This window comes from Marinobacter alexandrii (assembly GCF_005871205.1).
GTDB lineage: Bacteria > Pseudomonadota > Gammaproteobacteria > Pseudomonadales > Oleiphilaceae > Marinobacter > Marinobacter alexandrii.
The window spans coordinates 1-23,212 of record NZ_SWKM01000014.1 but is presented as its reverse complement, the minus strand read 5'-3'; the positions used below and the strand labels follow the sequence as shown (position 1 = coordinate 23,212).

Below are 23,212 nucleotides of genomic sequence, written 5' to 3'. Positions count from 1 at the left end.
TCAGGTGTCATCGCCAGACGCTACCAGGTGAATGATGTTGGACGGGCTTGATATCCAAAAGGCTTTCAAGTCATCCGGGAGTGGCTCAATTTCATCTCGGCGATGGCAACCCTGTTGCATGAGATACTTGGCCGCCTCGCCAATGTCGTTGGCAATGACTTCCAGCCAAATCTCAGCCTGGCTCAAACCAGGCACCTTATCGAGCCATAGCACCTTGTCCCCGAATTCGAACCTTGGAGTGTCATCATCGCCAGTGGCAGGCATCTCTTTGAAGCGCAGAATATCTCTGTAAAAGCGCACCATGTTCTGATGCTCGTGGGGTGGGATTTTCATCGCAATGTTACGACCGGGCTGAAATTCTACGTCCATGGATTTATCCCCTCTCTAATCTTGGCCTCTCTAATCTTGGCCTAACTAATTTCAAGCAGTTCCGAACAACCTCTTTATAGCCACCGGCGCACCTGAGACCTGTACTTGTCGTACAACTCCCCAAACTGATCGTGCATAAATCGCTCCTCAGGGACGATCTGAAACCGGGTCATATAAACAATGAACACGGGAAGGATTAGTAGAGAAATTACACTCCCCAAGTACAGGCCCCAAGCACACAAGGCCAGGAAAAACCCCAAATACATCGGGTTTCGGCTATACCGGTAGACTCCATTCACCACCAGATTCGTGGATTGGCCCGGCACCCGAGGGTCTACCGTTGTTCCGGCTACTCTGAACTGCAAAACACCGAGAATGGCAATGCAAACACCGACCACTGCAATGCCGGCTGACCACAACGCTATACCAGGAATCGCAAAATGCAGATTAGGCGAGATACCAGAAGCTGCCCACATACCGCCAGCTGCAATGGCGACGAGTACAGCTGGTGGAACTTTGAGCTCAAGTGCTTTCATGAGTTAGGAGGCAAATTCTCTGCTGGACTGCGCAGCAGGTTGCCGACCTCCCAAGAAAAATGCCGCGACAGCCAGAGTGATAAGTATTCTAGATATCATTCTTCCTCCCAATGCCTTTGTTTGGCTGCGGCCGCAGGATGCGAACAGCTGCACTAGTTAAGTGTTGCCTGGGCTAACAATCCTGGTTTCCAGCTCCCTTAGATATTTTCTTTCCTTTACATGCCCCAGCACTAGCGTGTAATTCAGAGCGACGACGCCAAGCAAGAGGAGCACGGAAAGACCCCAAAAGTCCTTCAGAGCAAAAGCGAGAACCACTAAAAGTAGATTGCCAAAGACGAAAGCGTTCCACTCAAAACCACATTTAGCACGGTTCCGGAGTGAAGCTTTCGATGACCGGATTGACCCGCACAGTTGTTCAATCCGATCACAATACTTCTCAAGAGAGAAGTCAGTTTCTCTATCATTTATCGAAAAGCAAACGCCGAACTCTAGCTGCACCTCATCCCAAAATGCGTTGAAGCGGCGCAGGCCCGAAAAACTGTTTCGGAAGGCGCCCTTTCCTTTTGGTTTATCCAGCAAGTAATCGAAGAAATGCGAGTCATCAAACTCGGCACCAGGCGATTTTCTGTGCTTACTGAAAAGCTCTAAAACTCTATGGCACGTGTCTTTTGTCATGCTTACATTAAATACTGAGTGAAGATGAGAACATAACGTAGCCCTGCCCGATTAGGAACCGGCACTCACCCCGCGGGGCAAGGTCCGAGACAAACTACAACAGCTAGTTATGTGGTGCGCGGCGCAAACATGATGATAGCCATACCCAACAGCGCAACGCCCGAGCCAACCAAATCCCAAAGGGTTGGCCGAATACCATCGACGGCCCAAAGCCACACGATTGCCATGAAAACATACACACCACCATAAGCAGCATAGACCCTGCCAGCTGCCGTGGGGTGAAGCGACAGTAACCACGCGAATGCTGCCAGACTCAGCGCGCCCGGCACCAGCAGCCAGATGCTTTTGCCCTCACGAAGCCAGAGGTAAGGTAAATAACAACCTACGATCTCTGCCAGTGCGGTGACCAGAAACAGACCGATTGTTTTTAGTTCAAGCAATGGAAAAGCCCCTTTCTACCGGTTCGCCAACGCATAATCAATCGCGGCGCACACCGCCGCAGCCTGTGCGGCATTGCATTGCTCGGGAGTTGAACGGGAGCTGTCCGGATAGACCTCAGTGGTGGTTTTGTAGGGCGCCCTGGTGACACTGGCGCACAGGCCCAATTGACTGAGCGGATACTGAATCACACCCCGAGCGACTACCGTTGAGCCGAAAATCTCGCCACTGTCATCAGCCGGAGCGATATGAGTGATTGGCTCGACCGCTTCGATTATCGCCTGCTGGAATTCAGGTTGCGGGTTCTCGCTGTCAGCGACCAGATAAAAACCGTCGGGAATCCCGCCCGGCTCAAACGGCTTGCCATCCCGGGCGGCGAGCGCGGGGCGAAACTCAGATTCGTCGGTGTCCGTGGTCTCGTGCAGGTCGATATGCAACAGCGCACCATCACCCACAGGCGCCACCAGTCGCATGAGTGCAGCCGACTCTTCAGCCGGACTGTCTTCGCGGAACGAACGGTTCGGGTCCACTGCGTTCGGGTTCCAGCGGTGGATGCGCTCGTAAGCCCAGGGGCTGACACAGGGTGCAACCAGCAGGTTAACGCGGCCCGCGTATGCTTCTGCATGCTGATCGAGAAACTGCAGCCCGCCGTGCACACCGCTGGTTTCGTAGCCGTGTACGCCCCCGGTTATCAGCACCACCGGCAACTCGTCACGCCAGTCGCGGCTCCGGATCGCCATCAACGGATAGTCATCGGAGCCGTAGTCCAGATGGCCATACTCTTCCACGTCGAAGCGCGGGCGCAGGCGCTCGATCACACTCAACACCTCGGACTCGTAGCTGCGTTGCCGAGTCTGTCGAGACAACCACTCGGCACGTTCAGCGTCACCCCAGGGAGTGCCAGGCGTGCCGATTGGATAGGGCGTGGGCGTCGTGTTCATGTTGCGTTTTCTCCAGTAAAAATCGATGCCGGCGGGCACAGGTGTTCAGATTTGGCGGCTGTCGCCTGGAAACACCACCAGGTCATCACCTTCGTGCCAGGGCTGATATTTGACCATAACCTGCTGGAATACTGGGTGTTCCAGCCAACCCCGCAGCCATTGCTGTAGATTCGGATAAGGCAGGCTGTAAAACACCTCCCGATCGACATGGGCGAACTGGCGTACAAACGGCATGATGCCAACATCAGCGATGCTGATGTTTTCCCCCAGGAGATACCTATTCTTAGCCAATAAGCTTTCCAACTCCTGCAAAAACACCTCGCCCTTTTGCCGGTAATCGAGCTGGGTTAGTTCTGGATGACGGTCAGCGTATTTATAGCGATCCAGCCAGTGTTTGAATTCGTTATCGTTACGGTCGATCAGGGCGTTAGCGCTTACGAAATCGACGTTTAGCAAACCTTGCGGATCGCTCTGCTGCAGCGCCCACTCCAGTATTTCCCTGCTTTCCTCAATAACGAGGCTCCCAGAGTAACCACCCTCGGCCAGCTCCAGAACAGGAACCGTGCCTTTAGGACTGATAGCCAGCATCTGCGCCGGTTTGTTTTTCAGCACTATCTCCCGCAGCTCCACCTTCAGCTCGGCAAACAAGATACCGAAACGAGCGCGCATGGCGTACGGGCAACGGCGGAAAGAGTACAAACGATGCAGTGCGACAGTAATGGCGCGCCTCCTGGCTGAATTGACTGAGGTGATTAATTGGGCGACGCTTCTCGATCAGGAAGTGGCAGCCACTACCGAAATTTCGACCTTCAGCTCCGGAGACGCCATCTGCGCCTGCACACAGGCCCTGGCTGGAGCCTCGCCTTCAGGTATCCAGTTATCCCACACCTCGTTTAAGGCTTTGAAGTCAGCCATATCCGCAAGGTAGATGGTTGCCGACAGAATTTTGTTCCGGCCGGAACCGATACTCTCCAGCAGCTCGTCCACTTTCTCCAGCATCCCGGTTACCTGGGTATGAATGTCACCGTTTCTGTCCTTGGCCACCTGGCCGCAAAGGTAAGCGGTGCCATTGTGTTTTACGATCTTGCTCATGCGGCTATTTGTGGAAATGCGCTCAATAGTCATTGCTGTCGCCTTTTGGGGAAATGAATGTACAGTCAGAGGGCTCTCACGACCCTCAAATTGCCGGGTATGCCCAACACCTGCATTGAGAATATAATCACGGACCAAGCCAGACCTACTCTACTACTGAACTCCAAGCCTCGGGCCTATTACTGTGAGCAACCTGCATCGAAGTGAAAAACGCCAAGCCAGGCCGGCTAACAAAGGTCTGCACCCGAGGAATCTACACAACCAGGGCTATGACTTCCAAGGCCTCGTAAAAAGCCACCCAGCACTAGCCCCTCATGTGAAACCGAACGCTCATGGCGACCTTTCCATCGATTTCGCAGACCCGTTGGCGGTAAAAACTCTCAACGCCGCGTTGTTAAACCAATACTACAACATTGTCGATTGGGATATTCCAGAGGGCGCGCTCTGCCCCCCAATCCCAGGCAGAGCGGATTATATCCATCACATGGCTGACTTGCTTGGGCCTGAACAGTCCGGCATCAAGCTGCTCGATATAGGAACGGGAGCCAATGGAATCTACCCGCTACTGGCCTGCCAAATTTATGGCTGGCAGTGCGTGGGGAGTGACATTAACTCTGAGTCGCTTGAGAACGTAGTCACGATTATCGCCAACAACCCCGCACTCAAAGACCGCTTCACCCTGCGCACGCAGCACGATAAAAACCACATTTTTGAAGGGATCATTCAGGCTGGGGAGTTCTTTGACGTCAGCGTGTGCAACCCACCGTTTCATGCTTCGCTCAATGAAGCACTTAAAGGTAGCCAGCTTAAGCTCAATAACCTTGCTCGTAGTCGCGGTGAACAAAACGCAAAAACCAAATCTCCTACCCTGAACTTTGGCGGATTGGGAGCAGAGCTTTGGTGTAAAGGGGGCGAACAGCTATTTCTTAAAAAGCTAATAAGAGAAAGCGAGCGGTATTCAACTCAATGCCGCTGGTTCACCAGCCTGGTTTCAAAAACCGACAATGTTAAGCCTGCGGAGAAATTGATTCGAAAGCTCGGTGCAGTTGATGTGCGGGAAATAGAGATGAAGCAGGGAAATAAGATCACGCGGATATTGGCCTGGACGTTCATCTGAGCCACACCTGAGGTGATGCAGATTATGCGGAACCTGCCCTGATAGAAGGATCCGGTTCATGGCCTGGTTCTTAGCGGTCCGGTAGGGTGAAGAAAAACTCGCTACCGCCCGTCTCTCTGGACCGATAACCAATTTGTCCACCGTGCAACTCAATTATCCCCTTGCTGATGTACAGACCGAGCCCGGAGCCTCCGGAGCGTCGACGTGTGTCGGACGTTTCCTGGGCAAAACGCTCAAACAGATGGTTGCTGAACGCCTCTGACACACCCTCCCCTTCATCCTGGACGTTGCACATGATCCCTGCCTCTGACGGTGCCAGATGGACCACTACCTCACCACCGGCATGAGAAAACTTGATGGCATTGGACAAGAGGTTTTGTACCACCTGTAACAGACGATCAGGATCGGCCATTACCGACGACACGGGCTCGAGCCGGGTGCGCAGTACAATGCCCCCTTCGTCTGCCAGGTATTGCTGAATTTTCACGGCTTCGTCGATGACGCCCGCCAGATCAATGGTTTTCAGATTCAGCTCAAAGCGGCTTTCGGACAATCGCTCAACATCCAGAACATCATTAACCAGACCAATTAGTCGTTCGGTATTGCGGGTCGACATCGTCAGCAATGTTTGCTGCGTTTCCGGCTGCTCGTCCAGTTTGCCATTGGCCAGCAGTTTGAGGCCGCCGTAAAGGGAAGTAAGGGGCGTTCTCAACTCATGACTGACCATGCTCACCCAATCACTCCGGGTACGACTCAAGGCGTCCCTTTCCTTATCGGCCTGGCGCCGGGAATCCTCGTACGCATAGGCAATGGCCGAGACAAAAAGCATGGAACCAAAACCGGCTGTTAGACGCCCGACCAACGATTCGTCCGGGTAGCTGCTAGCGATCCACTGCATTTCATGGGCCGCCAAAAGCATCAACAACCCAAACAACACGAGCAGGGTCGTTCGCATAGCAGTCAGTCGGGCTGAGGTGAAATTAGCAATCAGCGGCAACGAAGGCAGCCAGGTGAGCACCCGGGAATGCAGCCCGTTGTCGTTAATGGCCGTCATGAAGATAACGGCAACACCACTCAGAATCAGCAGATCCCCAGCCGCCCCGCTCTTTCCTGTTCGGACAAAGAACACAAGGCTGGCAACGATGGCAAGTACCCCGAAACACACCACCAGGGACACTGGTCCAATCCCTTCTGTCGACAAGCGGACAACGGCCATGGCCGAAATTGCCAAGATGCCGAAAATCAACAAAGCCACCATCACCCGACTGCGACGTAACTCCTGCTGGGACAGGCGGGACAGATGGCGCCTTAGGAACAGGTCAAGAAAACGCCTCTGGGCATCAAAATAGGCAGTTGCGACACCGCGTGTATCGGTTTTCTTCGGGTGGTGTAAGTGGTCCAACTCGCCGATGCCTCTTTGCAGTGCCAATCACATTAGTCGAGATTACCCGAGATGAGGAGTAATGGCTCCTGTCATTTAATGCCCAGATTCATGAGAATAACACCGAACTTTCCTTTCTCGCTTACGCTGTCCATGTGAATCCCATGTGTAGAGCGACAATTGACCTAACCTAGCCCATGGCGCGAGAAACCAGAACACGAACCTCTCAGATTTTTCAGTGTTTTGCGGGGAGACGAGCTCGACAGTGGTGAACATTTGAACGCAACTCCGTGCTTTACTGCCTGAATACTTCCGAGGCCTTGGCTATTAACGCCCACAGCAGCGGAAAAGTGGTGTGGCGGCGGTTTTGCGTTTTTTGCAAAACGGGTGACGTTCCAACTTTTCCGACTGCCTGTGATTGTTATGTGATTTTTTGGTGCAGACTAGATCTCCGGCAGCTCATCGAACTCTTTGCGCTTTGAGTCCTGCCAATTTTTCATTGCATCTGGAGTCTTCATGAGCTCCCCCATTGCCTGCATTGCTTCCAGATGAGCGGCGTCTTGCTTCTGGTGCATTTCCATTCCGTGTTTCTGGCTTAGGGCCGCCATTTCATCGAATGTGTTTGCGCGAAATTCTAGGTCACAAGCTCCGCCTAACTGTTTACAAGTCATACTCTTCATGCTGATCCTCCCCTTGGTTGATTCACATAACGCCTTTGCTTTGCGGCGCAACGGAGCGCCAGCGTAGGTGCGTCCGACAACAGCCTTTGGTTAAATGCTTGAATGCGCACTTCCATGCGCATAGACTAGACCATGCATTAAATAGCCACTTGGAGGCTCAAATGGCCGAACTCTACAACGCAGCCGCACCGAAAAAAGCGGCGAATCTCTCAATCAATAGCGATCTGCTGCGTAAGACCCGTGAACTGAACATCAACCTTTCTGCTACCCTGGAGCGAGCGTTGAAAGAAGAGCTCTCCAAACGCGAAACAGAACTATGGGTTGAAGAAAACCGCGCTGCCATAAAAAGTTACAACGACTTTGTCGAACAACATGGATGCTTCGGCGACGAATTTAGGGAGTTTTGATGGCACAGTTCGATGTCTACCCTAACCCAAGCAAGACCAGCAAAGCGCACTACCCTTACCTTGTCGATATTCAGAGCAGTCTGCTGAGTGAGCTGGCAACTCGCATCATAATCCCTTTGGGAAAACGCTCCGCATTTGGTGGCGAAGCCATGCAGGGACTCACGCCGGAAATCAGCTTTGCAGACCAAGAGCTTCTACTTTTAACCCCGCAAATTTCCTCTGTCTCTGAAAAGCACCTCAAAAACCCGGTTGGTTCCCTCGCACATTTCAGGGACCAGATTGTCGGAGCCTTGGACATGGCTATCACTGGCATTTAACGCCTGCCAGCATGCGCGGTTACGGAATGGAGGCGAAGCCGCAATGCAGTAACCGTGCCCTGACTGGCCTTGTTAGGGCTATTGCGATATGGTTGTACGGTGTTTCCGTACGTAATGGTGGAGTTATGGATATCATCAGTGTAAACAAATTCAGAGACAACCTGAAAAGCCTTGTAGAACAGGTGATTAATAGACACGAGCCTCTCAAGGTGACACGCCGCGCTGGAGAGGCTTTCGTGATTATTAGTGCTGAAGACTGGGAAAGGGAACAAGAAACCCTGCATGTTCTTCAGAGCAGAGACCTGATGCAGCAAATTGCGGCCTCCCTCGATACTCACAGCCGTGGCCAAGGATATACACCTAATGATGAGCAGATGAATGAGATCACTGGTATTTGAGGGCAGCACCTGGGAAACCTATGAGAAGATGCGAGAGAAGGACAAGAAGCTGCACAAAGCTCTCTGCAAGCTACTGAAAGAGATGCTTTGTTCTGATGAACCATCAACTGGCATCGGAAAACCTGAACCGCTTAAACACAACTTATCAGGCTTGTGGTCACGACGCATCTCACAGAAAGACAGACTCATCTACCGATTCGACGACAAATCCATTTATGTTTTCGCCATCGGTGGGCACTACGACCAGCACTAACGCCAGCGTCCGGTTGACCGCCTGGTTATGCATTGTTTGGGCCCTGCTCATGATATTGAGTCACCGTGTCTGGCAAAACTTCCCACGTAGCCTTGGAGCCCACAAAGATGTGCATGCCAATCTCGATTTCCGGATCGCCGTTCACGCATCCCAAAGTCACACCATGAATGACTCCATTAAAAATGCCACAGAGCGTAGACCCGCATTTGCTACAAAACCGAAGCCCAAAGCCATGGCTGCCCACATAGGATGTAAGCAACTCCTCGCCGGACAACCAACTGAACTCAGATGGTTCAACCAATGCATATGCTGAAGCCTGGGAGCTGAAGGCTTTACGGCAGCGGGAGCAGTGGCAGGACCTGGCATCACGAAGCCTGCCATCGACTTGGTAGCTCACCTCACCACAGAAACACTCGCCGGTTATCGGCACTTCATTCTCCTCGGTGCATGGCTTGGTTATGTGCCACTTCAGGCTGCAACAAGCTTCTTTACATTGAGCTCTTTGCGATGTTGTTCTGCATGCCAGAGTTCATATTGGGACTGCTGATTCAGCCAGCTTTCTGCTGAAGTATCGAAAGCAATAGAGAGCCGGATCGCCATTTCGGGACTGATACCGGCCTTGCCATTCAACACGGCACTCAGCGTTTTGCGGCTAACGCCCAATGCCTCTGCCGCCGCCGTGACAGAGAGACCAAGGGGCTCAAGACAAAGCTCTCGCAGTACTTCACCCGGATGCGGAGGGTTGTGCATTAACATTGGCGGTACCTCAGTGATAATCCTCGTAGTTTACAATCTCGGCATCTCCGTCTTCGAACCGGAAGGTCACTCGCCAGTTACCACTGACTGTCACTGACCAGATTCCGGCTCGGGTGCCAGAGAGTTCGTGCAAACGAAGACCGGGTAAGTCCATATCTTTGGCATTCGCCGCTGCATTCAATCTACCGAGAATGAGCTGAAGCCTCTTCGCGTGAGCGGCCTGAATCCCTGCAGTGCTGCCGGACTTGAAAAATTTTGCCAAGCCCTTGTGTTTGAAGCTTCGAATCATTCCTTGAATGTACCCTGTAACGTATCAGGTGTCAAAGCACATAATCGGGATAGGGAGGCACCTCACGATGCCCCTCCTCCCACATCACCGGGCATACGGATCACGTACCACGGCGATTCAGTGACTTGGTTCAACCCGTTACCGCACTGCCAATTTTGGCAATCCATAGCTCCGGAAGACCCGGGCCGGCAGTGCCTGCGCCAGCGCCGGTGATCGGCTCAGGCGCCACGGTCCATGGGCTGATTTCGCGGTGTTCCAGGCCAGCTCGACTGAGACACCCCGCTTTCTCAGCTCACGATACCCCCTTCGGCCCCATTGCTTCCACACGTAACATCTCATTCTCCGCCGTATCCACTTGTCCAGGTCCCGCAGCGGGCTCAGTACTTCGGCTTCATCGAAGTACGCTTTCCAACCAAGCAGGGTCTCTTTCAGGTCTGCGTTCACCTGGGCCAGAGAGTGGCCCCGTGTTCGGCGGCTCAGTATCCGGATCTGGGTTTTCAGCTTGGTGATAGCTTTGCTAGCCACTTTCAGTCGCTGCCCTTTCCGGCTGAGGGTGAAGCCCAGGAAGCTTCGCTTCCAGGGCCGATCCACTGCGCTCTTTCGTGTATTCACTGTGAGCCTCAGCGAGTCCTCGATAAAGCGCGTCAGACTCACCATCACTCGCTCACCTGCCCGGTGACTGCCAACGTAGATCTGACAATCATCCGCGTAGCGGGCGAAACAAAGGTTGCGCCGCTCCAGCTCCCAGTCCAGTTCGTCCAGCACCACATTCGCCAACACCGGAGACAGTGGCCCGCCTTGCGGTACGCCTTCTGGTGTCGGGGCTTTGCGGTGATCGATCTGTACACCTGCCTTCAGGTACCGGTTGATCAACCTGAGCAGCGGCCTGTCCGGCGTATGCCGTTTCAGCCGGGCCATCAGGCGATCGTGATTTACCCGGTCAAAGAAGGCTTCCAGGTCCAGATCCACCACCCAGTTACGGCCTTCCCGGGCGCAACGTTGTCCGTACCGGACCGCCTGATGGGCGGAGCGCCCCGGGCGGAAGCCATAACTGTGTGGGTGGAAGCGGGGGTCCCAATCCTGCTGGATAACCTGAGCGATGGCTTGCTGGATGAAGCGATCCAGCACCGTCGGGATGCCCAGGGGGCGGGAACCGCCGTTGGCTTTGGGGATGGTCACCCGCCGCACCGGTTTCGGTCGGTAGGTCTGCTGGAGCAGTTGTTGCCGGATCTCGGGCCAGTGTTGGCGCAGATGATCCGGCAATGCATCCACGGTCATACCGTCGATACCCGGCGCTCCCTTGTTACGTCGAACCTGTTTCAGGGCGCGATTGAGGTTGTCCCTACTCAATACACGCGCCATCCACGGTGAGGATTGAACGGAGTGCAAGTTTTCCCGCTTTCCGGCAACGGGTTCATCCCCTGGAAACTCCAGGGGCAGCGCTAGCTGCTTTGCGGATGCCATCCCGTTACCCTGCACGGAATCTCGACTCCTGTCTCTGTTCGGGCCTTCGGTTCACGGGCGAACCTACTATGCCCTCGGCTGATTTCTGCCACGCGATCAGAGGCGATCGCTCGTCTCTCAGTGGCTCCGTCCACACGCGGCAGACCTCCCGGGGTAAGGCACAGAGCTTTCACGGCATGAATCCGAACGCGGCCCGACCCGATTTATAAAGCACATCCCGGTCGCAGACGGAGGGCTTCGCGGTCACGTGCCCGCTCGCCCCGGATGTACCACACCTCGTATCGGGTTCCTGTTCGTCGCCCCGCCGCTTTGGATTGGGCTTACTTCCGGCCGGCGCTCCGGAGACCCCACCTCGCGATGACGCCCTTGCCCTTCTCCTAGCCTTCGGCTCTGCGAACACCTGGCAGGAGGACTTTCACCTCCCTAGTTCTGTGCCATGCCCGGCACACACGCTGAGCTAAGCGGCGCCCTGAAAAGGGCGTCCGGTGGAGTCCAACGGCCGGAACGAACTACAACAATTTGTTAGGCTAAGATACTGTTCAAGCTCGCAATTAGCGCAGCAATTCCCGAACCGAGTAAGGGCATTAGCAGCCACAGAGGCATTTTTTGGGCAACGCCGTAGGCAAAAAACGATTCTGTGATTCTATGCCCCCGAATTATCGACCAAGTCAGTAGTATCAAGGTTGGCCCAAGGCAACTCACACCGAAACCGATCCCCATTCCTCGCCAATCATTCCTCTCAAAATATCCCTGAATGTAGAGAAACAACCCAAAGAATATCCCAATGATGAAAGCCGAATTAGACAAATAAATGGCTGCCTTATGCTTTCTCACCAAAGCCTCGGTCGATATGCCCGACCAAGATCTCGGCAGTTTTCGAGCCATGTAATTACCAACCCAAATGGCTATTACACCGCCGAGCAACCCACTGAAAACTGGTCTGATACTCTCAAGTCCCATACGAGCCTAACGCCCGCCATCACCGGTGACAAAACCGCAGCGAAGCGGAGGTTTTGGCATCCGGTGCATGGGTTGGTTAGGCATTGTTGCATGAACTCAGCTCGCAAGTGCTGGATAGCGCGGCCCCTGATTGCGTGCAACTCTTGGCCTCTGCATCCAAGGGATCCGCGGTGATACCTGGCTTAAAGTTCTTGCGGACCCACCACATAAAGCTTTCCGGTAAACCTGCAGGATGGTTTACCCTTGCGCCCCGACCTCCGATCATAGCTAAGAATTCCTTTGGTACGTCTGAACGAGCTCTTCCCAAATACCAAAACTCTTCACCAACAAACACGAATGGGACACGGGTGTCTTGATCCAGCATTCCCCCATGAAAGGGATTGGCCAGCTGAAGCCACGCCCCTTGGCCATCTTGCCGATAAAAGTTGTCGCCGCATCTTTCTTTCCATCCCCCGCTCATTATTGGCTTCTTGGATTCAAACCGAGGATCGTGGAAATAGTCATTCATGTGGATGCGCTCATCTACCTTCATCGCATAGATGAACCGGTAGCCATCACTCTTGGGAGAAAATCCAGCGATCCAATCTCCTGGTTGCACAGCGCTTCCTTGGTGGTTCGGAGTACAGACCGCTAAATGGATTTGGCGCTAATCCTGAATCGACCTTGACGATGTAGGTATAGAGCCTGCTCAAAATTCCTCCAAATGCCTAACGCCGATAATTAGCGGCGGCCTTTGCGTAGCGAAGCGAAGAAAAGGCCGTCCGGTGGAGGCCCTTACAGGGCCGGAACGAACTGGATTGACTGGTTAGGAGCCCTTAGTCAATTCTCCTCTGAATGCTGCATGCACTCCGTAGAGAAACTCGCAAAGGTCGGCCAGAGCGCTTTGGACCTTGCTCAAAGTGTCAGCATCCAGATCGTATGACTCTATTAAATTGTCGTTCTCATCAAGCATAACAACAAGCCTTGCAGGCTTTTCTGGGTTATCAAACGCTTTTTGGAAGTCGGTTTTTTGAATCTTTGATTTCTTTTTATCTTGTTGTTGGCTTCCAGACTTTGGGTACCTGAAGAAGGTGCTCTTAGGATCAGTTCCGCTAACCAAATCAATTTTTGACCTTATATCTGCCGGCAGTTCCCACCTCGTTGTTGAAGGCAGTAACGTCTCGCATTGATCAAAAAGTACTTCGAAGTATGCATAAAGGTCCGATAAGTTGTGGGTATTCTCCATAGCTACCCATTTATCGCGAACTTTTATTCCAGGCTTATCAAGGGAGAACCCACTACCGAACTCGATCGCGTATTTTTTATGGAGAATAAACGTTACTGATTTTAGAAAAAGCTCTACGGCATGGCGATAGAGATAACACAGAGGTAGCACACCATCTAGAGATGAACCATGCTCCCGCAAGGTTTCTGCAGCATTTCTGAAGTTGCATGCTGTAATACCGATGCCACCATCAAAATGGGAAGAGGGAGGTGTGATTAAGAAGTTCACGAGTCTTGTAACTCCTAACGTTTGCAGCATGCGCGCCCATCGAATGGAGCCACAGGCGCAATATAATGGGCGTCGCCGTGCCTGCACTTGTCAGGCCCGCGATTTTCTTAATTTTACCGGCTCTTTATAGAACCCTTCGTATTCAGGAAGAATTTGTCCTTTCCGAACGTAGCCGAGCCCAGTATCGTTCGTGTAAACAGTTCCACTATTTCTCCATCGAATGACACTAGGCCATGACAATGGCCTTGAATGCACTGTTTCACTGTGAACAATAGCTCGCTCATGCTCACCTGCTTCGCTAGAGTCTACAACTTTATAGCGCGAGTGCTGTCCATCAGTATAGTCAAAAACGGCGTAGTGAATACGGTGCCTTTCAGATGGTCGATTGTCGATCACACCTCCAAAAGACTCCTCTACAAAGCTACAGTCTTCTGAATTCTTGAAGAAAATGTTTGCCCTACATTCCAAAAATTGATGTTGATTAAATGCCTTAACATCGCTCTCTTTGGAGATGGAAGCCCAGCCATTTTTCTGTGGAATACTATATACATCACCATCATAACCTACACACATAATTTCTGGAGTAAGTGGTAGAAAAAGCATGGCGCCACAAGCGTTCAGCCCAAACGACTTAAATTTTGTTCTCGCGTCATTTAAGTGCCATCTATTAGTTAAAATCGCAGGATTGTCGGAAGTTAAAAATGGAACCTTTGTCTTGTTTAAAATAAAGCAAATCTTTAAATCGTCTACGATGTCCATATTTTCAGCGAAGGTGTGCATCGCCGTTTGTACAGCCTCTTTTATCTCAAATTTAAACTCCTCAGGACTTACACCTGCTGTTTTAGTAAAGTCATTAGACATTTCGACTGATCGCTTCGATGCCGCTTCAGTCCTCAAATATTGGAATAGCCAGAAACGTCTAATCACAATTTTTTGGTCGTCACTAAGTTCTCTGGGACCCTCGAGGATTTCCCTCAATATAGTGGCATAAGAGCCCTCCAAAAATTGAATAGCCGCCTCTAGCTTTTCATCCTGACCGTAAAAATAGTCCTTGGAGCACTGGCTCTTTACTGGTGCGTTTGAAATGAACTTCTTGTTATCTATGTTAAATAAATTTATGGCCTTGTTTTCAGAGTCATGAGTGAACTCCCGGAGGTAGCACCTCGGCACGAAATGCTGATTTTTATTTGAGGCCATAAATTCAACTCAACCTTTTCGGCCTATAGGCCTAACGCCTGGGCTCAGCGGCCGATTTGGAGGCGCACCACGCCGGAAAATCGGTCCGCTGCAGCCCTTGGTTATAGCAGGCTTTGCTGCCCATTTTCTTCATAATTTGAAAGCTCTTCCTTCGATACTTTTATTGTTTCAATTTTTAGTAGCTTATTGGAAATAGCAGACTGGAAGTAATCAATAAATCGGTCGTTACCCCACGGCCTATCCGTATCTTCCCCTTCTATATCAAGCAATACAAGAACTAGCTCAGCATATATAGCCTTAGCTCGCCTATAGAGATGAATTTTGTTTAGCATTACGTACAAGCGATCATAAAAAATAGGTGACACAGAGCCTTTAGATCTTACTTCAATGAAACGCTCTTGGCTTGGATCTTTATAATAGCCATCAAATATTATTCGCCTATTCATAATAGGGTCAATTTCATCGAAGGCTTGTGAAAATTCGGCACCTTGCATTATTTCGGACTGCGGAACATTGAAGGTCTCAGCATACTTTTGAATACCAATATTCTCAGCAGCACGTCGCAATTTCATTCGAGCACGCGATTCCTCCCGTGCCTTCTCTCTTTCAGCCACATACGCCATTGCTCTTTGGGCTTCTTTTTGCTCTTCTTGTTCTTCTTCTTTCTCAGAGTCTTTTGCCTTGACCACCCCAAGGAGCTTTAGCCACTCATCTGATGGAGCGTTATAGGTATTATTTACTTGAGATTGCTGGATATTGGATACAATTTTGAAGAGCTCTTGCCTGAGCTCACCATTTTCCGCTTTTACCTGATTCTTCTCTTTTTCTTTTTCCTCAACCTTTCGACTCAGAGACAAGACTTTCCCAATACTTAGGTTGTTAAAAGACTCCGACAAAACCAAGATAACAATAAAACCCAGAACTGTAATAACCCCTGCAGTTATCTGGTACCTCGGGTTGCCCAAATAAAAGCTCAAAAAAGCCATTATGAAAAGCGCCAAAACAAATGCAACGATCATTGCACGAACAAAATAATTCGGTTTTTCCTGCATCCCTTATCCTTTTTGTGGACACCTAATTGCTATAACGCCGCCAGCATGCGCGGCTACGAAGTGGAGGCGAAGCCGCAATGAAGTAGGCGTCGCCGTGACTGGCCTTGTTACACCCCATCGAAATGGCCCTGCACAATGAAGAAGATGGGCATCAGGAGAACGAACGCGACACAGACCGCTGGATACAATGCCCTACCCACCAATGACGAGAAGGTAGGCTTTGTGTTCAAGACCACACCGGGAAGTTCATCTGAAACCCAAACTTCCATCTCGGCACCAACCTCCAATTCTTCGTCGGGAGTGTAGGGTGGAGGCGCGATAAAGTGTATAGGGCCCCTGCCTTCAATTCTGATTCCCAACTGAACCAACCGGTCCAGACGAGCGCGATGATTCTGCTCAACCAATGCCAAGGCTTGTCGGGCCCCAAACAATGGTTTCAGCTTAGAAAAACGCACCAGTGAAATCAGCAAAAAGATCGCTGATACCGCTATTAGATAGTAAACGACGAACTCAGTTGTATTCATGCGGTGTAACGAGGCTGTAGAAAAACCCGATTTCGAGCCGTTCCCAGCGCCTGGTTCTTAAAATTATTTGTCGCGGCCATCAACTGACCGATGATTCCAATTTCAGTGCTCAGCGCATCAATTCGACTCCTTGCCGCTTTCAGTGCCGGTATTGCTGGCACCCAAGAGCCACATTTCCAGTCTTCTGATCCCTGTATCACGCGGCTAACCGCCCATAATTCGCCAGTTTCTCAATATTGTGCACCAGGCAGTATAGCTGCCACTGGCCCTGGACCTTTTTCCTGCCCCGCAAGCTGAACCGGTTCAGCCGTTTGTTGGTGCCAATGTTGCCGAACACCGGCTCCACCACCGACATCCGGTGACTATAAATCTCTTTGCCCTTTTGGCTGTCGACGCGGTGCTTCATCCAGTCGGTGTAATTAGGCAGGCGCTTGTTCTCGAGGGTGAACGAAACCTGTCGGCCTTTACCCTTCCGGTGGTTGGCAGCCTCCGGGTTCTGCATGCACTGATGTTTCTTTGGACAGTTCCGGCACTGCATCAGACGTCCCTGGAAGTAGGCCCGGCTTTGGCCGTTTGGGTCCGTGCGGGTTGCATGGTATTTCAGGCTTTCGCCCGCTGGGCAGATGCAGGTCAGGTTGACCGGATCGAACTGAAACTCACTGGCCGGAATGATGTCTTTCCAGCCCGTGTTCAGCTGGCTCTGATGGCGCTTGCCGTACTTGCCTTTCTGATTCTGGAACTTCGGGTCTCGGCTGCGGAATCGGTTGTCCGGTACGTAGCCGTTGATCTGTCGTTCGTGCAGGTATTTCATGTTGGCTTCGTTGGAAAAGCCGGTGTCGGCGGTGATGACCGTACCCTGCTGGTAGATGTTATCGGCGATACCCAGTTTCCTGAATCGGGCTTCGACCGTTTCCAGCACCGGTTGCAAGGTGTGGTGTTCCTGGCCTTCGCCAAAGGCCTGGGCATCAATAATGATCTGGTGTTTCTTGTCCACCGTGGCCACACCGTTGTAGCCCTGGATCGTGCCCTTGCTGGTCGTCATCTTGGCGCTTTCGTTATCGGTGATGTTGCTCTTCACTTCCTTGTTCCGCTTCCCCCGGCCCATCCTTGGGCGGTTCGTCTTTAGGAAGCGGTCCACTTTCTTCAGGGATTCGTCCAGGGAGAGAACCGTCTTTGCCCGGCGGATGTTCCGGTCCAGTTCGGCTTCGGTTTCCGCCTCGTCCCGCTCATGGTGCTCCTTCAAGTGGTGGCGGATCAGTCGTCGCAACTTCTTCCGTTTCTCTTCCAGTTCCTTGAACGTGCCGGACCATTCCTTGGCGGCATTCGAGGGCATCTTGCAGCCGTCGATGGCGAAGAGCTCGTTCCCCAGTAACCCCTGTTCGTGGCACACCAAAAGCACCTGCTCGAACAGCGCCTCAATCTCATCCGCATGGCTGCTGACGAACTTCGCCAGGGTGGTGAAGTGGGGAACGGTATCGCAGGACAGGGCCTTGAAGGTGATGTTGGTCTCGCAGCACCACTGCATCTCGCGGCTGGTCTTGATGCCCTTGGAATAGGCGAACAGGATGATCTTCAGCAGGATCGCCGGATCGTAGGCAAGCCGACCAGTGTCTTCGTTGCGGTACTTGGGGTGGAACACTGACAGGTCCAGCTTGTGTTCGATGAGATAGTGCACCGCGTGTTCAAAGGTGCCGGGCTGAAGCTGTTCCTGGTAGTTGATCACGACCATGGCGTCCTGATCGTAATTGTAATGCTTGAAACGGGGCATTCCGACGACTCCTTGTCTGTTTGCCTGATCCTATCAAACCCGAGGGGGGATTTCGGGGTTTTTCTACAGCCTCAACGCCAGCCATAAGCGGCGCCCTGACAAGGGCGTCCGGTGGAGGGCCATCGGCCCGGAACAACCTTCATGGCCTTGTTAAATTTTGATAGTGGAACTGCATTCGTTCCAGTGCCTGAGGTTTAAGCTTTTCTGCAGTGGCTTCACCATCACCATATGACGTTGAAAAAGTTTTGAGTGCTGAATATGTTCTTTGTAACTCCGAAAACTCAGGCCATTGCAATTGAAGGTATTGCTCTGCCGGCCGCTCCAAAAGCATACATTGGTAGAGTTGTTCAGTAACCTCGTCGATATAGCGTTTTTGATCTGGGCTAATCTCTTTTATCCAATCTCGCCCTTGCAGGCCTGCGTCGATGATGTTTCCGATATCGTCGATCGCAAATTCGTAGGCTTCACGGTGGAGTTGCTTGCAACTCATTCCGATGCTCGACTCCACTTCATTAATTCTTTCCTCAAACATATCGTTTGTAGCATTGTGTGGGTCAAGATACTCGCTTTCAAAATGGGGCAAGGCGTACGAGAAGACGAATAAAATACCAAGAGAAAACCCTGCACCAGCAAGGATAGCGATCAAAAAATAACGAAAATATTTCATACTGCCTCTAGAAATTTAACGCTGAGCTAAGCGGCGCCACGACAGTGGCGTCCGGTGGACGGCCGACAGGCCGGGAACAAACTTAAGCGGCTTGTTATATTTTGCTGGCTTCGGCTTCCGGCTCTCGCCCGCCACGCAGCACCAAATATAGCAGCGGCCCAGCAGATACAAACACCGCTGTTACGACGAAGAATGGGATGAGATAGCCCAAACCTTTGCCACGGCTTTTGGCGTCTTGGTACATCCAAACACAAGCCAGCGCGGCCAGAATGTAGAGATCAACGACGACCTGAGCGGTGTCAGGGCTGGACATGAGCTGGGCACCGAAAGCCAGAAGCGACTGTTCTGCGCCTGCCATAACCCAAAAGGTGAAGCCCATGAACAGGCAGAGAACGATTAGGGGTAATGTAGATATTCGCATGATCTTCCTTGATTGAGGTTTAAGAAATATAACGCCAGCGGCAGGGGCGCGACGAAAGGAGCGTCCCTTGACCGCACTTGTTAATGGCCGGTTACCCGGCGGTTGATCCCTGGCACCCAAATCTGAATGCCCTCTGCAATTCAGCTTGCACCAACCCTAGCCCATGGCGCGAGGAACCAGAACACGAAGCTTCCAGATTTTGCAGTGTTTTGCGGGGAGACGAATTGGACGGTGGTAAACATTTGAAAGCCACTCCCTGCTTTACTGCCTGAATCCTTCCGAGGCCTTGGCCATTAACGCAGAGCGCACCGGCGACCTTGACGCAGCGAAGCGGAGACAAGGGCGTCCGAGTGCCGCGTTTTGTTAACTGGTTTGTTCGACATTGGCACGGCGCTTCCGCTCCTGCTCAGTCATTTGTTCCTGGCGTTCCTCGATGGAGTTAAGCCCAAGACGCGCACGGCGTTCATTAACCGTAGCAGAATCCTCAATAGGAAACGGTGTTGGCCAACCTTTTTCATCAGTATCAAACTGGGTACCGTAGTATTGAGGCTCGCCGGATAGAGTGCGCACCCGATCCTTGAGGAATGCCAACTGCCAGCCCGCCACATCCTCTCTCGCGGCGGCATCTTCTAGCAGGGAGACACACTTGCCCATGAACTCAGGATCTGAAACAGAATGCTGAACGACCAGCCATGCGGCTTTGGCAGTCTCTTCCCCAACTAACGAAACGCTGGGCCAACCGTGCGCACCAATAATCTCTTTCAGGCGAGAAGCATTCTGCTCATGCAGGGCTTTCATCCGGGGATGATAAGAGTCCAATGGCAGTTCTCCGGAATCGAAGAGTTGCTGCAACAACCGCTGGTCTTCGGTCATCATCGTGAACAGCTCATCCGCAAGATTCTGATTCATGGGCTCCTTCCCAGTAACGCCGAGCACAGCGGCGCCACGACAGTGGCGTCCGGCGGCCGCAGGCCGCGTACTGATGCGCCTTGTTATAAATCAGTGGCTTTGGTGCTCATGAGAGCACTATTTCTAGAGAAGCCAAACTTCTCGTACAACCCCTGAGCATCGCGTGTTTGCAACACCATTTGAGTTCCCGTTATGCCAGGGTGCGAAACCAAACATTCCATGATCCACTGTCCCAGGCCAGCGCCCCGAAACTCCGGCTCAACCACAATGTCCGCAACCCAGGTAAACGTAGCACTATCGGTGACTGCACGCCCAAAACCAATCTGCGTGGCACCACGGTAAAGACTGAAGCAGATGGAGCCAGCAACCATGCGCTCTACGGTTTCTCGGGGACGGCGGTCACCCCAATAGGTTGCCGCAAGCAAGCGGTGGACGATATCCAGTTGCACCTTGGAATTATCGTCAGTGATTAGGTAATCGTCCTTGCGCCACTCCATTGATGGCTACTCCCTGATTTATAACGCTTTTGTTTAGCGGCGCCCCGACAGGGGCGTCCGGTGGAGGCCGCAGGCCGGAACGAACTACAACAACTTGTTAATAGACTTAGCCTCATGAGCACGATCCAGTTTCGTAGTCTCGAGGCTTGAGTTCTTTGCTGACGAGCTCTCCAATGAAACTCTTTAACTTTGCTAAATTCGTCGCTGCAGTTTCGTACAACATTTTTTTAAAGCTTTCGGGCACATTCTCATCAGCAACTCGAAGATACCTACTGAAATCTCCCTCAAGCATGATGAAGCTGGTCGGTTGTTCCTTCCAGAGCTCTCCGGGGAGCCAGCCCGTCACGAGAATCGTGCATTCGATTTCCCTATCTGCATTTTCCTCGAGGTATGAACTCAATTTGACGATCAAACCTGTTTTTTTATCAGTAAGATTGACCTGAAATTCATCCAGGCGATCATGAATTTTTCTAAAGTCGGACTGGCATGATTTAACGTTAGAGGGGATTCCGTACTCCGTCGAGGCAGGGTCACAGGCGAACGCCTCCGCCCCGAGGATGCAGAGAAATGCGAAGAGAATGTGTTCAAATCTCACGATGCCTGGTCCTTGAGTTCTATTAACGCTGAGCTAAGCGGCGCCACGACAGTGGCGTCCGGTGGACGGCCGACAGGCCGGGAACAAACTTAAGCGGCTTGTTATGACAGTCCATAAAACAGGCCTGCCGCGATGCATAAGCTACTAATTGCTCCAACGCCGCAATGCAGACGAAAGAGTCCCGGGGATCGCTTGAAGAGATAAACCATATAGAGGACCAACCAACACACAAGCCCCAGTATCCCCAAGTTGACTATTACTGCAGCTACCCCCTCCACCTCATAGGCATTACCGAACTTATCGCCGTAAGTCGCTTGACCTGATAGGAAGTTTTCCAAGGTCAGGAAAAGCAGTAACCCCACCACAAAGACAACCGGGATCAGTCCGACAATGTATATGAGGTTTACTCTGCTATTTTTCTTCATAACGCTTGCAGCATGCGCGCCCATGAAATGGAGCCGAAGGCGCAATGTAATGGGCGTCGCCGTGCCTGCACTTGTTAATGGCCGGTTGCCCGGCGGTTTATCCTTGGCACCCAAATCCGAATGCCCTCTGCAATGCAGCTTTCACTCACCCTAGCCCATGGCGCGAGAAACCAGAACACGAAGCTCTCAGATTTTGCAGTGTTTTGCGGGGAGACGAGTTGGACGGTGGTAAACATTTGAAAGCCACTCCCTGCTTTACTGGCTGAATCCTTCCGAGGCCTTGGCCATTAACGCTGAGCTAAGCGGCGGCCCGTCAGGGACGTCCGGTGGACGGCCGCCAGGCCGGGAACGACCTTAAGCGGCTTGTTAGCACGTTTTATTTGGTTAATCCTGATCTGCAGGCGGCGGATAATATCTGCCTGTCTCGCTCAGATCAGACTCGTGAATCTCGATTGAGCGCGACTCAATGACTTGATGATCTTTGGTTGGATCTTTTTCCCGCATCCCTCGAATGCTTTCTTCGGTACACATTCCTGCGCCTTCACGGCGAACGCCCTGCTCTGCATCGTAGTATGTAAATGGAAACACTCTGATTGTCGGCATAATTTGGATCCCTCTATCATGCTAACGCCGCCAGCATGCGCGGCTTTGTAGTGGAGGCGGAGCCGCAACGAAAAAGCCGTCGCCGTGCCTGGCCTTGTTAGTGGCCGGTTACCCGGCGGCTTATCCCTGGCATCCCAACGCGAATGCCTACTCCAAAATAGCTTGCACTCACACTAGCCCATGGCGCGAGGAACCAGAACACGAAACTTAAGGATTTTGCAGTGTTTTGCGGGGAGACGAGCTGGACGGTGGTGAACATTTGAAAGCAACTCCCTGCTTAACTGCCGAATCCTTCCGAGGCCTTGGCCCATTAACGCTGATGGTAACCGGCGCCGGAGCGCAGCGGAGGGAACCAAAAGCGGTACGCTTTTGGTGTCCGGTTGACCGCTTGGTTAGCACCTGTCACTGTGCACACCTTTCAATTTCCAGCGCCAGATCTCGCAGTTTAGTAAATACCTCAATCAACTCACTCAAAGAGTGCGCCTCAGGTCGAGGATACGGAGGGGCTGGCCTTTCTTTGCCAGCAGCCTCTCTAGCGGCTAAACACAGGGTGGCGAAACTGGACACGTGCTCCAATTTCAGACCCCGGACTTCCAAGTGCGTCTCAACCCGTGTTCGGCTTTGTACGATGAACCTCAAAAGAATAGAATCAGGTACATCTTGAACCTCATAGCAAGTTCCAGGGCCCTTTAACTTTTGAATACCGACTCTTCCATCTGCGGCCTTTAATACTTCCCGCGAGGGCATCTTTTCAATGGGACTACCGACTCTCAATGGGTATTCGCTGCAAAGATCGTAGTACTTGTCGGTGAGCCCAAGTGAATCGATTTTCTGAAGCTGCTCCATGAAGCTCCTTAAGTGCTAACGCCTGCCAGCATGCGCGGCTACGAAATGGAGGCGAAGCCGCAATGTAGTAGGCGTCGCCGTGACTGGCCTGGTTATGTGGGGCCAGATATTTCTTCTAGGTTAATTATTGAGTTCTGCCCTAC

32 protein-coding genes are annotated in these 23,212 nt (G+C 52.1%); 5 read left to right on the top strand and 27 right to left on the bottom strand.

What is annotated here, in order from left to right; all coding sequences use genetic code 11:
- The 7 genes from FCS96_RS14045 to FCS96_RS14015 all read right to left on the bottom strand — a co-directional run bounded on the left by FCS96_RS14045 (position 1) and on the right by FCS96_RS14015 (position 4,084).
- Positions 1–369, bottom strand: coding sequence for a VOC family protein (locus FCS96_RS14045; protein WP_138441022.1), 369 nt, complete (start codon positions 367–369; stop codon positions 1–3).
- Between the two features lie 74 nt (positions 370–443).
- Entirely contained in the window at positions 444–845 is a 402-nt protein-coding gene (locus FCS96_RS14040; protein WP_228264134.1) for a methyltransferase family protein, read from the bottom strand.
- A 216-nt stretch (positions 846–1,061) separates the two neighbouring features.
- Positions 1,062–1,580 carry a hypothetical protein gene (locus tag FCS96_RS14035; RefSeq protein WP_138441020.1) on the bottom strand — a complete coding sequence of 173 codons (519 nt, stop codon included), beginning with the start codon at positions 1,578–1,580 and terminating at the stop codon, positions 1,062–1,064.
- A gap of 107 nt (positions 1,581–1,687) precedes the next feature.
- A complete protein-coding gene (locus tag FCS96_RS14030; RefSeq protein ID WP_138441019.1) occupies positions 1,688–2,020 on the bottom strand; it encodes a YnfA family protein in 333 nt (110 codons plus the stop codon).
- A 15-nt stretch (positions 2,021–2,035) separates the two neighbouring features.
- Entirely contained in the window at positions 2,036–2,959 is a 924-nt protein-coding gene (locus FCS96_RS14025; RefSeq protein WP_138441018.1) for a M14 family metallopeptidase, read from the bottom strand.
- A gap of 45 nt (positions 2,960–3,004) precedes the next feature.
- Positions 3,005–3,667, bottom strand: coding sequence for a glutathione S-transferase (locus FCS96_RS14020; protein WP_407658113.1), 663 nt, complete (start codon positions 3,665–3,667; stop codon positions 3,005–3,007).
- A gap of 66 nt (positions 3,668–3,733) precedes the next feature.
- A complete protein-coding gene (locus FCS96_RS14015) occupies positions 3,734–4,084 on the bottom strand; it encodes a RidA family protein (protein ID WP_138441016.1) in 351 nt (116 codons plus the stop codon).
- A gap of 151 nt (positions 4,085–4,235) precedes the next feature.
- Here FCS96_RS14015 and rlmF point away from each other — a divergent pair, with 151 nt between their 5' ends.
- Positions 4,236–5,168 (top strand): 23S rRNA (adenine(1618)-N(6))-methyltransferase RlmF, encoded by a 933-nt coding sequence (rlmF, locus tag FCS96_RS14010; RefSeq protein WP_138441015.1) that lies wholly within the window; start codon positions 4,236–4,238, stop codon positions 5,166–5,168.
- 70 nt (positions 5,169–5,238) lie between these two features.
- Here rlmF and FCS96_RS14005 read toward each other — a convergent pair whose 3' ends face one another.
- Both FCS96_RS14005 and FCS96_RS14000 read right to left on the bottom strand, forming a co-directional pair.
- A complete protein-coding gene (locus FCS96_RS14005) occupies positions 5,239–6,597 on the bottom strand; it encodes a sensor histidine kinase (RefSeq protein ID WP_138441014.1) in 1,359 nt (452 codons plus the stop codon).
- 395 nt (positions 6,598–6,992) lie between these two features.
- Positions 6,993–7,229 carry a DUF1059 domain-containing protein gene (locus FCS96_RS14000; protein WP_138441013.1) on the bottom strand — a complete coding sequence of 79 codons (237 nt, stop codon included), beginning with the start codon at positions 7,227–7,229 and terminating at the stop codon, positions 6,993–6,995.
- 161 nt (positions 7,230–7,390) lie between these two features.
- Here FCS96_RS14000 and FCS96_RS13995 point away from each other — a divergent pair, with 161 nt between their 5' ends.
- The 4 genes from FCS96_RS13995 to FCS96_RS13980 all read left to right on the top strand — a co-directional run bounded on the left by FCS96_RS13995 (position 7,391) and on the right by FCS96_RS13980 (position 8,604).
- Entirely contained in the window at positions 7,391–7,636 is a 246-nt protein-coding gene (locus FCS96_RS13995) for a type II toxin-antitoxin system CcdA family antitoxin (protein WP_138441012.1), read from the top strand.
- A complete protein-coding gene (locus FCS96_RS13990; RefSeq protein WP_138441011.1) occupies positions 7,636–7,953 on the top strand; it encodes a CcdB family protein in 318 nt (105 codons plus the stop codon). Before FCS96_RS13995 ends, FCS96_RS13990 begins: the two co-directional genes overlap by 1 nt.
- A gap of 125 nt (positions 7,954–8,078) precedes the next feature.
- A complete protein-coding gene (locus tag FCS96_RS13985) occupies positions 8,079–8,351 on the top strand; it encodes a type II toxin-antitoxin system Phd/YefM family antitoxin (RefSeq protein WP_138441010.1) in 273 nt (90 codons plus the stop codon).
- On the top strand, positions 8,332–8,604 hold the full coding sequence (locus tag FCS96_RS13980) for a Txe/YoeB family addiction module toxin (RefSeq protein WP_138441009.1): 273 nt from the start codon (positions 8,332–8,334) through the stop codon (positions 8,602–8,604). Before FCS96_RS13985 ends, FCS96_RS13980 begins: the two co-directional genes overlap by 20 nt.
- A 25-nt stretch (positions 8,605–8,629) precedes the next feature.
- Here FCS96_RS13980 and FCS96_RS13975 read toward each other — a convergent pair whose 3' ends face one another.
- The 18 genes from FCS96_RS13975 to FCS96_RS13890 form a co-directional block, all read right to left on the bottom strand.
- The gene (locus FCS96_RS13975; protein ID WP_138441008.1) at positions 8,630–9,034 is read right to left on the bottom strand and encodes a GFA family protein; all 405 of its coding nucleotides are present in this window, start codon (positions 9,032–9,034) and stop codon (positions 8,630–8,632) included.
- A gap of 38 nt (positions 9,035–9,072) precedes the next feature.
- The gene (locus tag FCS96_RS13970; RefSeq protein ID WP_036148342.1) at positions 9,073–9,360 is read right to left on the bottom strand and encodes a HigA family addiction module antitoxin; all 288 of its coding nucleotides are present in this window, start codon (positions 9,358–9,360) and stop codon (positions 9,073–9,075) included.
- A 10-nt stretch (positions 9,361–9,370) separates the two neighbouring features.
- Complete coding sequence (locus FCS96_RS13965) at positions 9,371–9,649, bottom strand: type II toxin-antitoxin system RelE/ParE family toxin (protein WP_138441007.1); 279 nt, start codon at positions 9,647–9,649, stop codon at positions 9,371–9,373.
- A gap of 138 nt (positions 9,650–9,787) precedes the next feature.
- Positions 9,788–11,113: a group II intron reverse transcriptase/maturase gene (gene ltrA / locus FCS96_RS13960; protein ID WP_138441006.1), complete on the bottom strand. Its 1,326-nt coding sequence runs from the start codon at positions 11,111–11,113 to the stop codon at positions 9,788–9,790.
- A 1,036-nt stretch (positions 11,114–12,149) separates the two neighbouring features.
- Positions 12,150–12,713, bottom strand: a complete 564-nt coding sequence (locus FCS96_RS13955) for an Nmad2 family putative nucleotide modification protein (RefSeq protein ID WP_228264132.1) — start codon at positions 12,711–12,713, stop codon at positions 12,150–12,152.
- Between the two features lie 165 nt (positions 12,714–12,878).
- Positions 12,879–13,565, bottom strand: coding sequence for a hypothetical protein (locus FCS96_RS13950; RefSeq protein WP_138441004.1), 687 nt, complete (start codon positions 13,563–13,565; stop codon positions 12,879–12,881).
- A gap of 90 nt (positions 13,566–13,655) precedes the next feature.
- Positions 13,656–14,762, bottom strand: a complete 1,107-nt coding sequence (locus FCS96_RS13945; RefSeq protein WP_138441003.1) for a DUF4238 domain-containing protein — start codon at positions 14,760–14,762, stop codon at positions 13,656–13,658.
- A gap of 101 nt (positions 14,763–14,863) precedes the next feature.
- Complete coding sequence (locus FCS96_RS13940) at positions 14,864–15,814, bottom strand: hypothetical protein (RefSeq protein WP_138441002.1); 951 nt, start codon at positions 15,812–15,814, stop codon at positions 14,864–14,866.
- Positions 15,815–15,921: 107 nt separating this feature from the next.
- A complete protein-coding gene (locus FCS96_RS13935; RefSeq protein WP_138441001.1) occupies positions 15,922–16,338 on the bottom strand; it encodes a hypothetical protein in 417 nt (138 codons plus the stop codon).
- A 196-nt stretch (positions 16,339–16,534) separates the two neighbouring features.
- On the bottom strand, positions 16,535–18,106 hold the full coding sequence (locus FCS96_RS13930; protein ID WP_138441000.1) for an IS1182 family transposase: 1,572 nt from the start codon (positions 18,104–18,106) through the stop codon (positions 16,535–16,537).
- Positions 18,107–18,245: 139 nt separating this feature from the next.
- Entirely contained in the window at positions 18,246–18,773 is a 528-nt protein-coding gene (locus FCS96_RS13925) for a hypothetical protein (protein ID WP_138440999.1), read from the bottom strand.
- Positions 18,774–18,867: 94 nt separating this feature from the next.
- The gene (locus FCS96_RS13920) at positions 18,868–19,194 is read right to left on the bottom strand and encodes a DUF2834 domain-containing protein (RefSeq protein WP_138440998.1); all 327 of its coding nucleotides are present in this window, start codon (positions 19,192–19,194) and stop codon (positions 18,868–18,870) included.
- Positions 19,195–19,557: 363 nt separating this feature from the next.
- Entirely contained in the window at positions 19,558–20,103 is a 546-nt protein-coding gene (locus FCS96_RS13915; protein ID WP_138440997.1) for a DUF6624 domain-containing protein, read from the bottom strand.
- Between the two features lie 83 nt (positions 20,104–20,186).
- Positions 20,187–20,600 (bottom strand): GNAT family N-acetyltransferase, encoded by a 414-nt coding sequence (locus FCS96_RS13910; RefSeq protein WP_138440996.1) that lies wholly within the window; start codon positions 20,598–20,600, stop codon positions 20,187–20,189.
- 112 nt (positions 20,601–20,712) lie between these two features.
- Positions 20,713–21,195, bottom strand: a complete 483-nt coding sequence (locus FCS96_RS13905; protein ID WP_138440995.1) for a hypothetical protein — start codon at positions 21,193–21,195, stop codon at positions 20,713–20,715.
- Between the two features lie 101 nt (positions 21,196–21,296).
- Complete coding sequence (locus tag FCS96_RS13900; protein WP_138440994.1) at positions 21,297–21,734, bottom strand: hypothetical protein; 438 nt, start codon at positions 21,732–21,734, stop codon at positions 21,297–21,299.
- A 270-nt stretch (positions 21,735–22,004) separates the two neighbouring features.
- Positions 22,005–22,223: a hypothetical protein gene (locus tag FCS96_RS13895; RefSeq protein WP_138440993.1), complete on the bottom strand. Its 219-nt coding sequence runs from the start codon at positions 22,221–22,223 to the stop codon at positions 22,005–22,007.
- A gap of 402 nt (positions 22,224–22,625) precedes the next feature.
- Entirely contained in the window at positions 22,626–23,069 is a 444-nt protein-coding gene (locus FCS96_RS13890) for a hypothetical protein (RefSeq protein WP_138440992.1), read from the bottom strand.
- Positions 23,070–23,212: the final 143 nt, after the last annotated feature.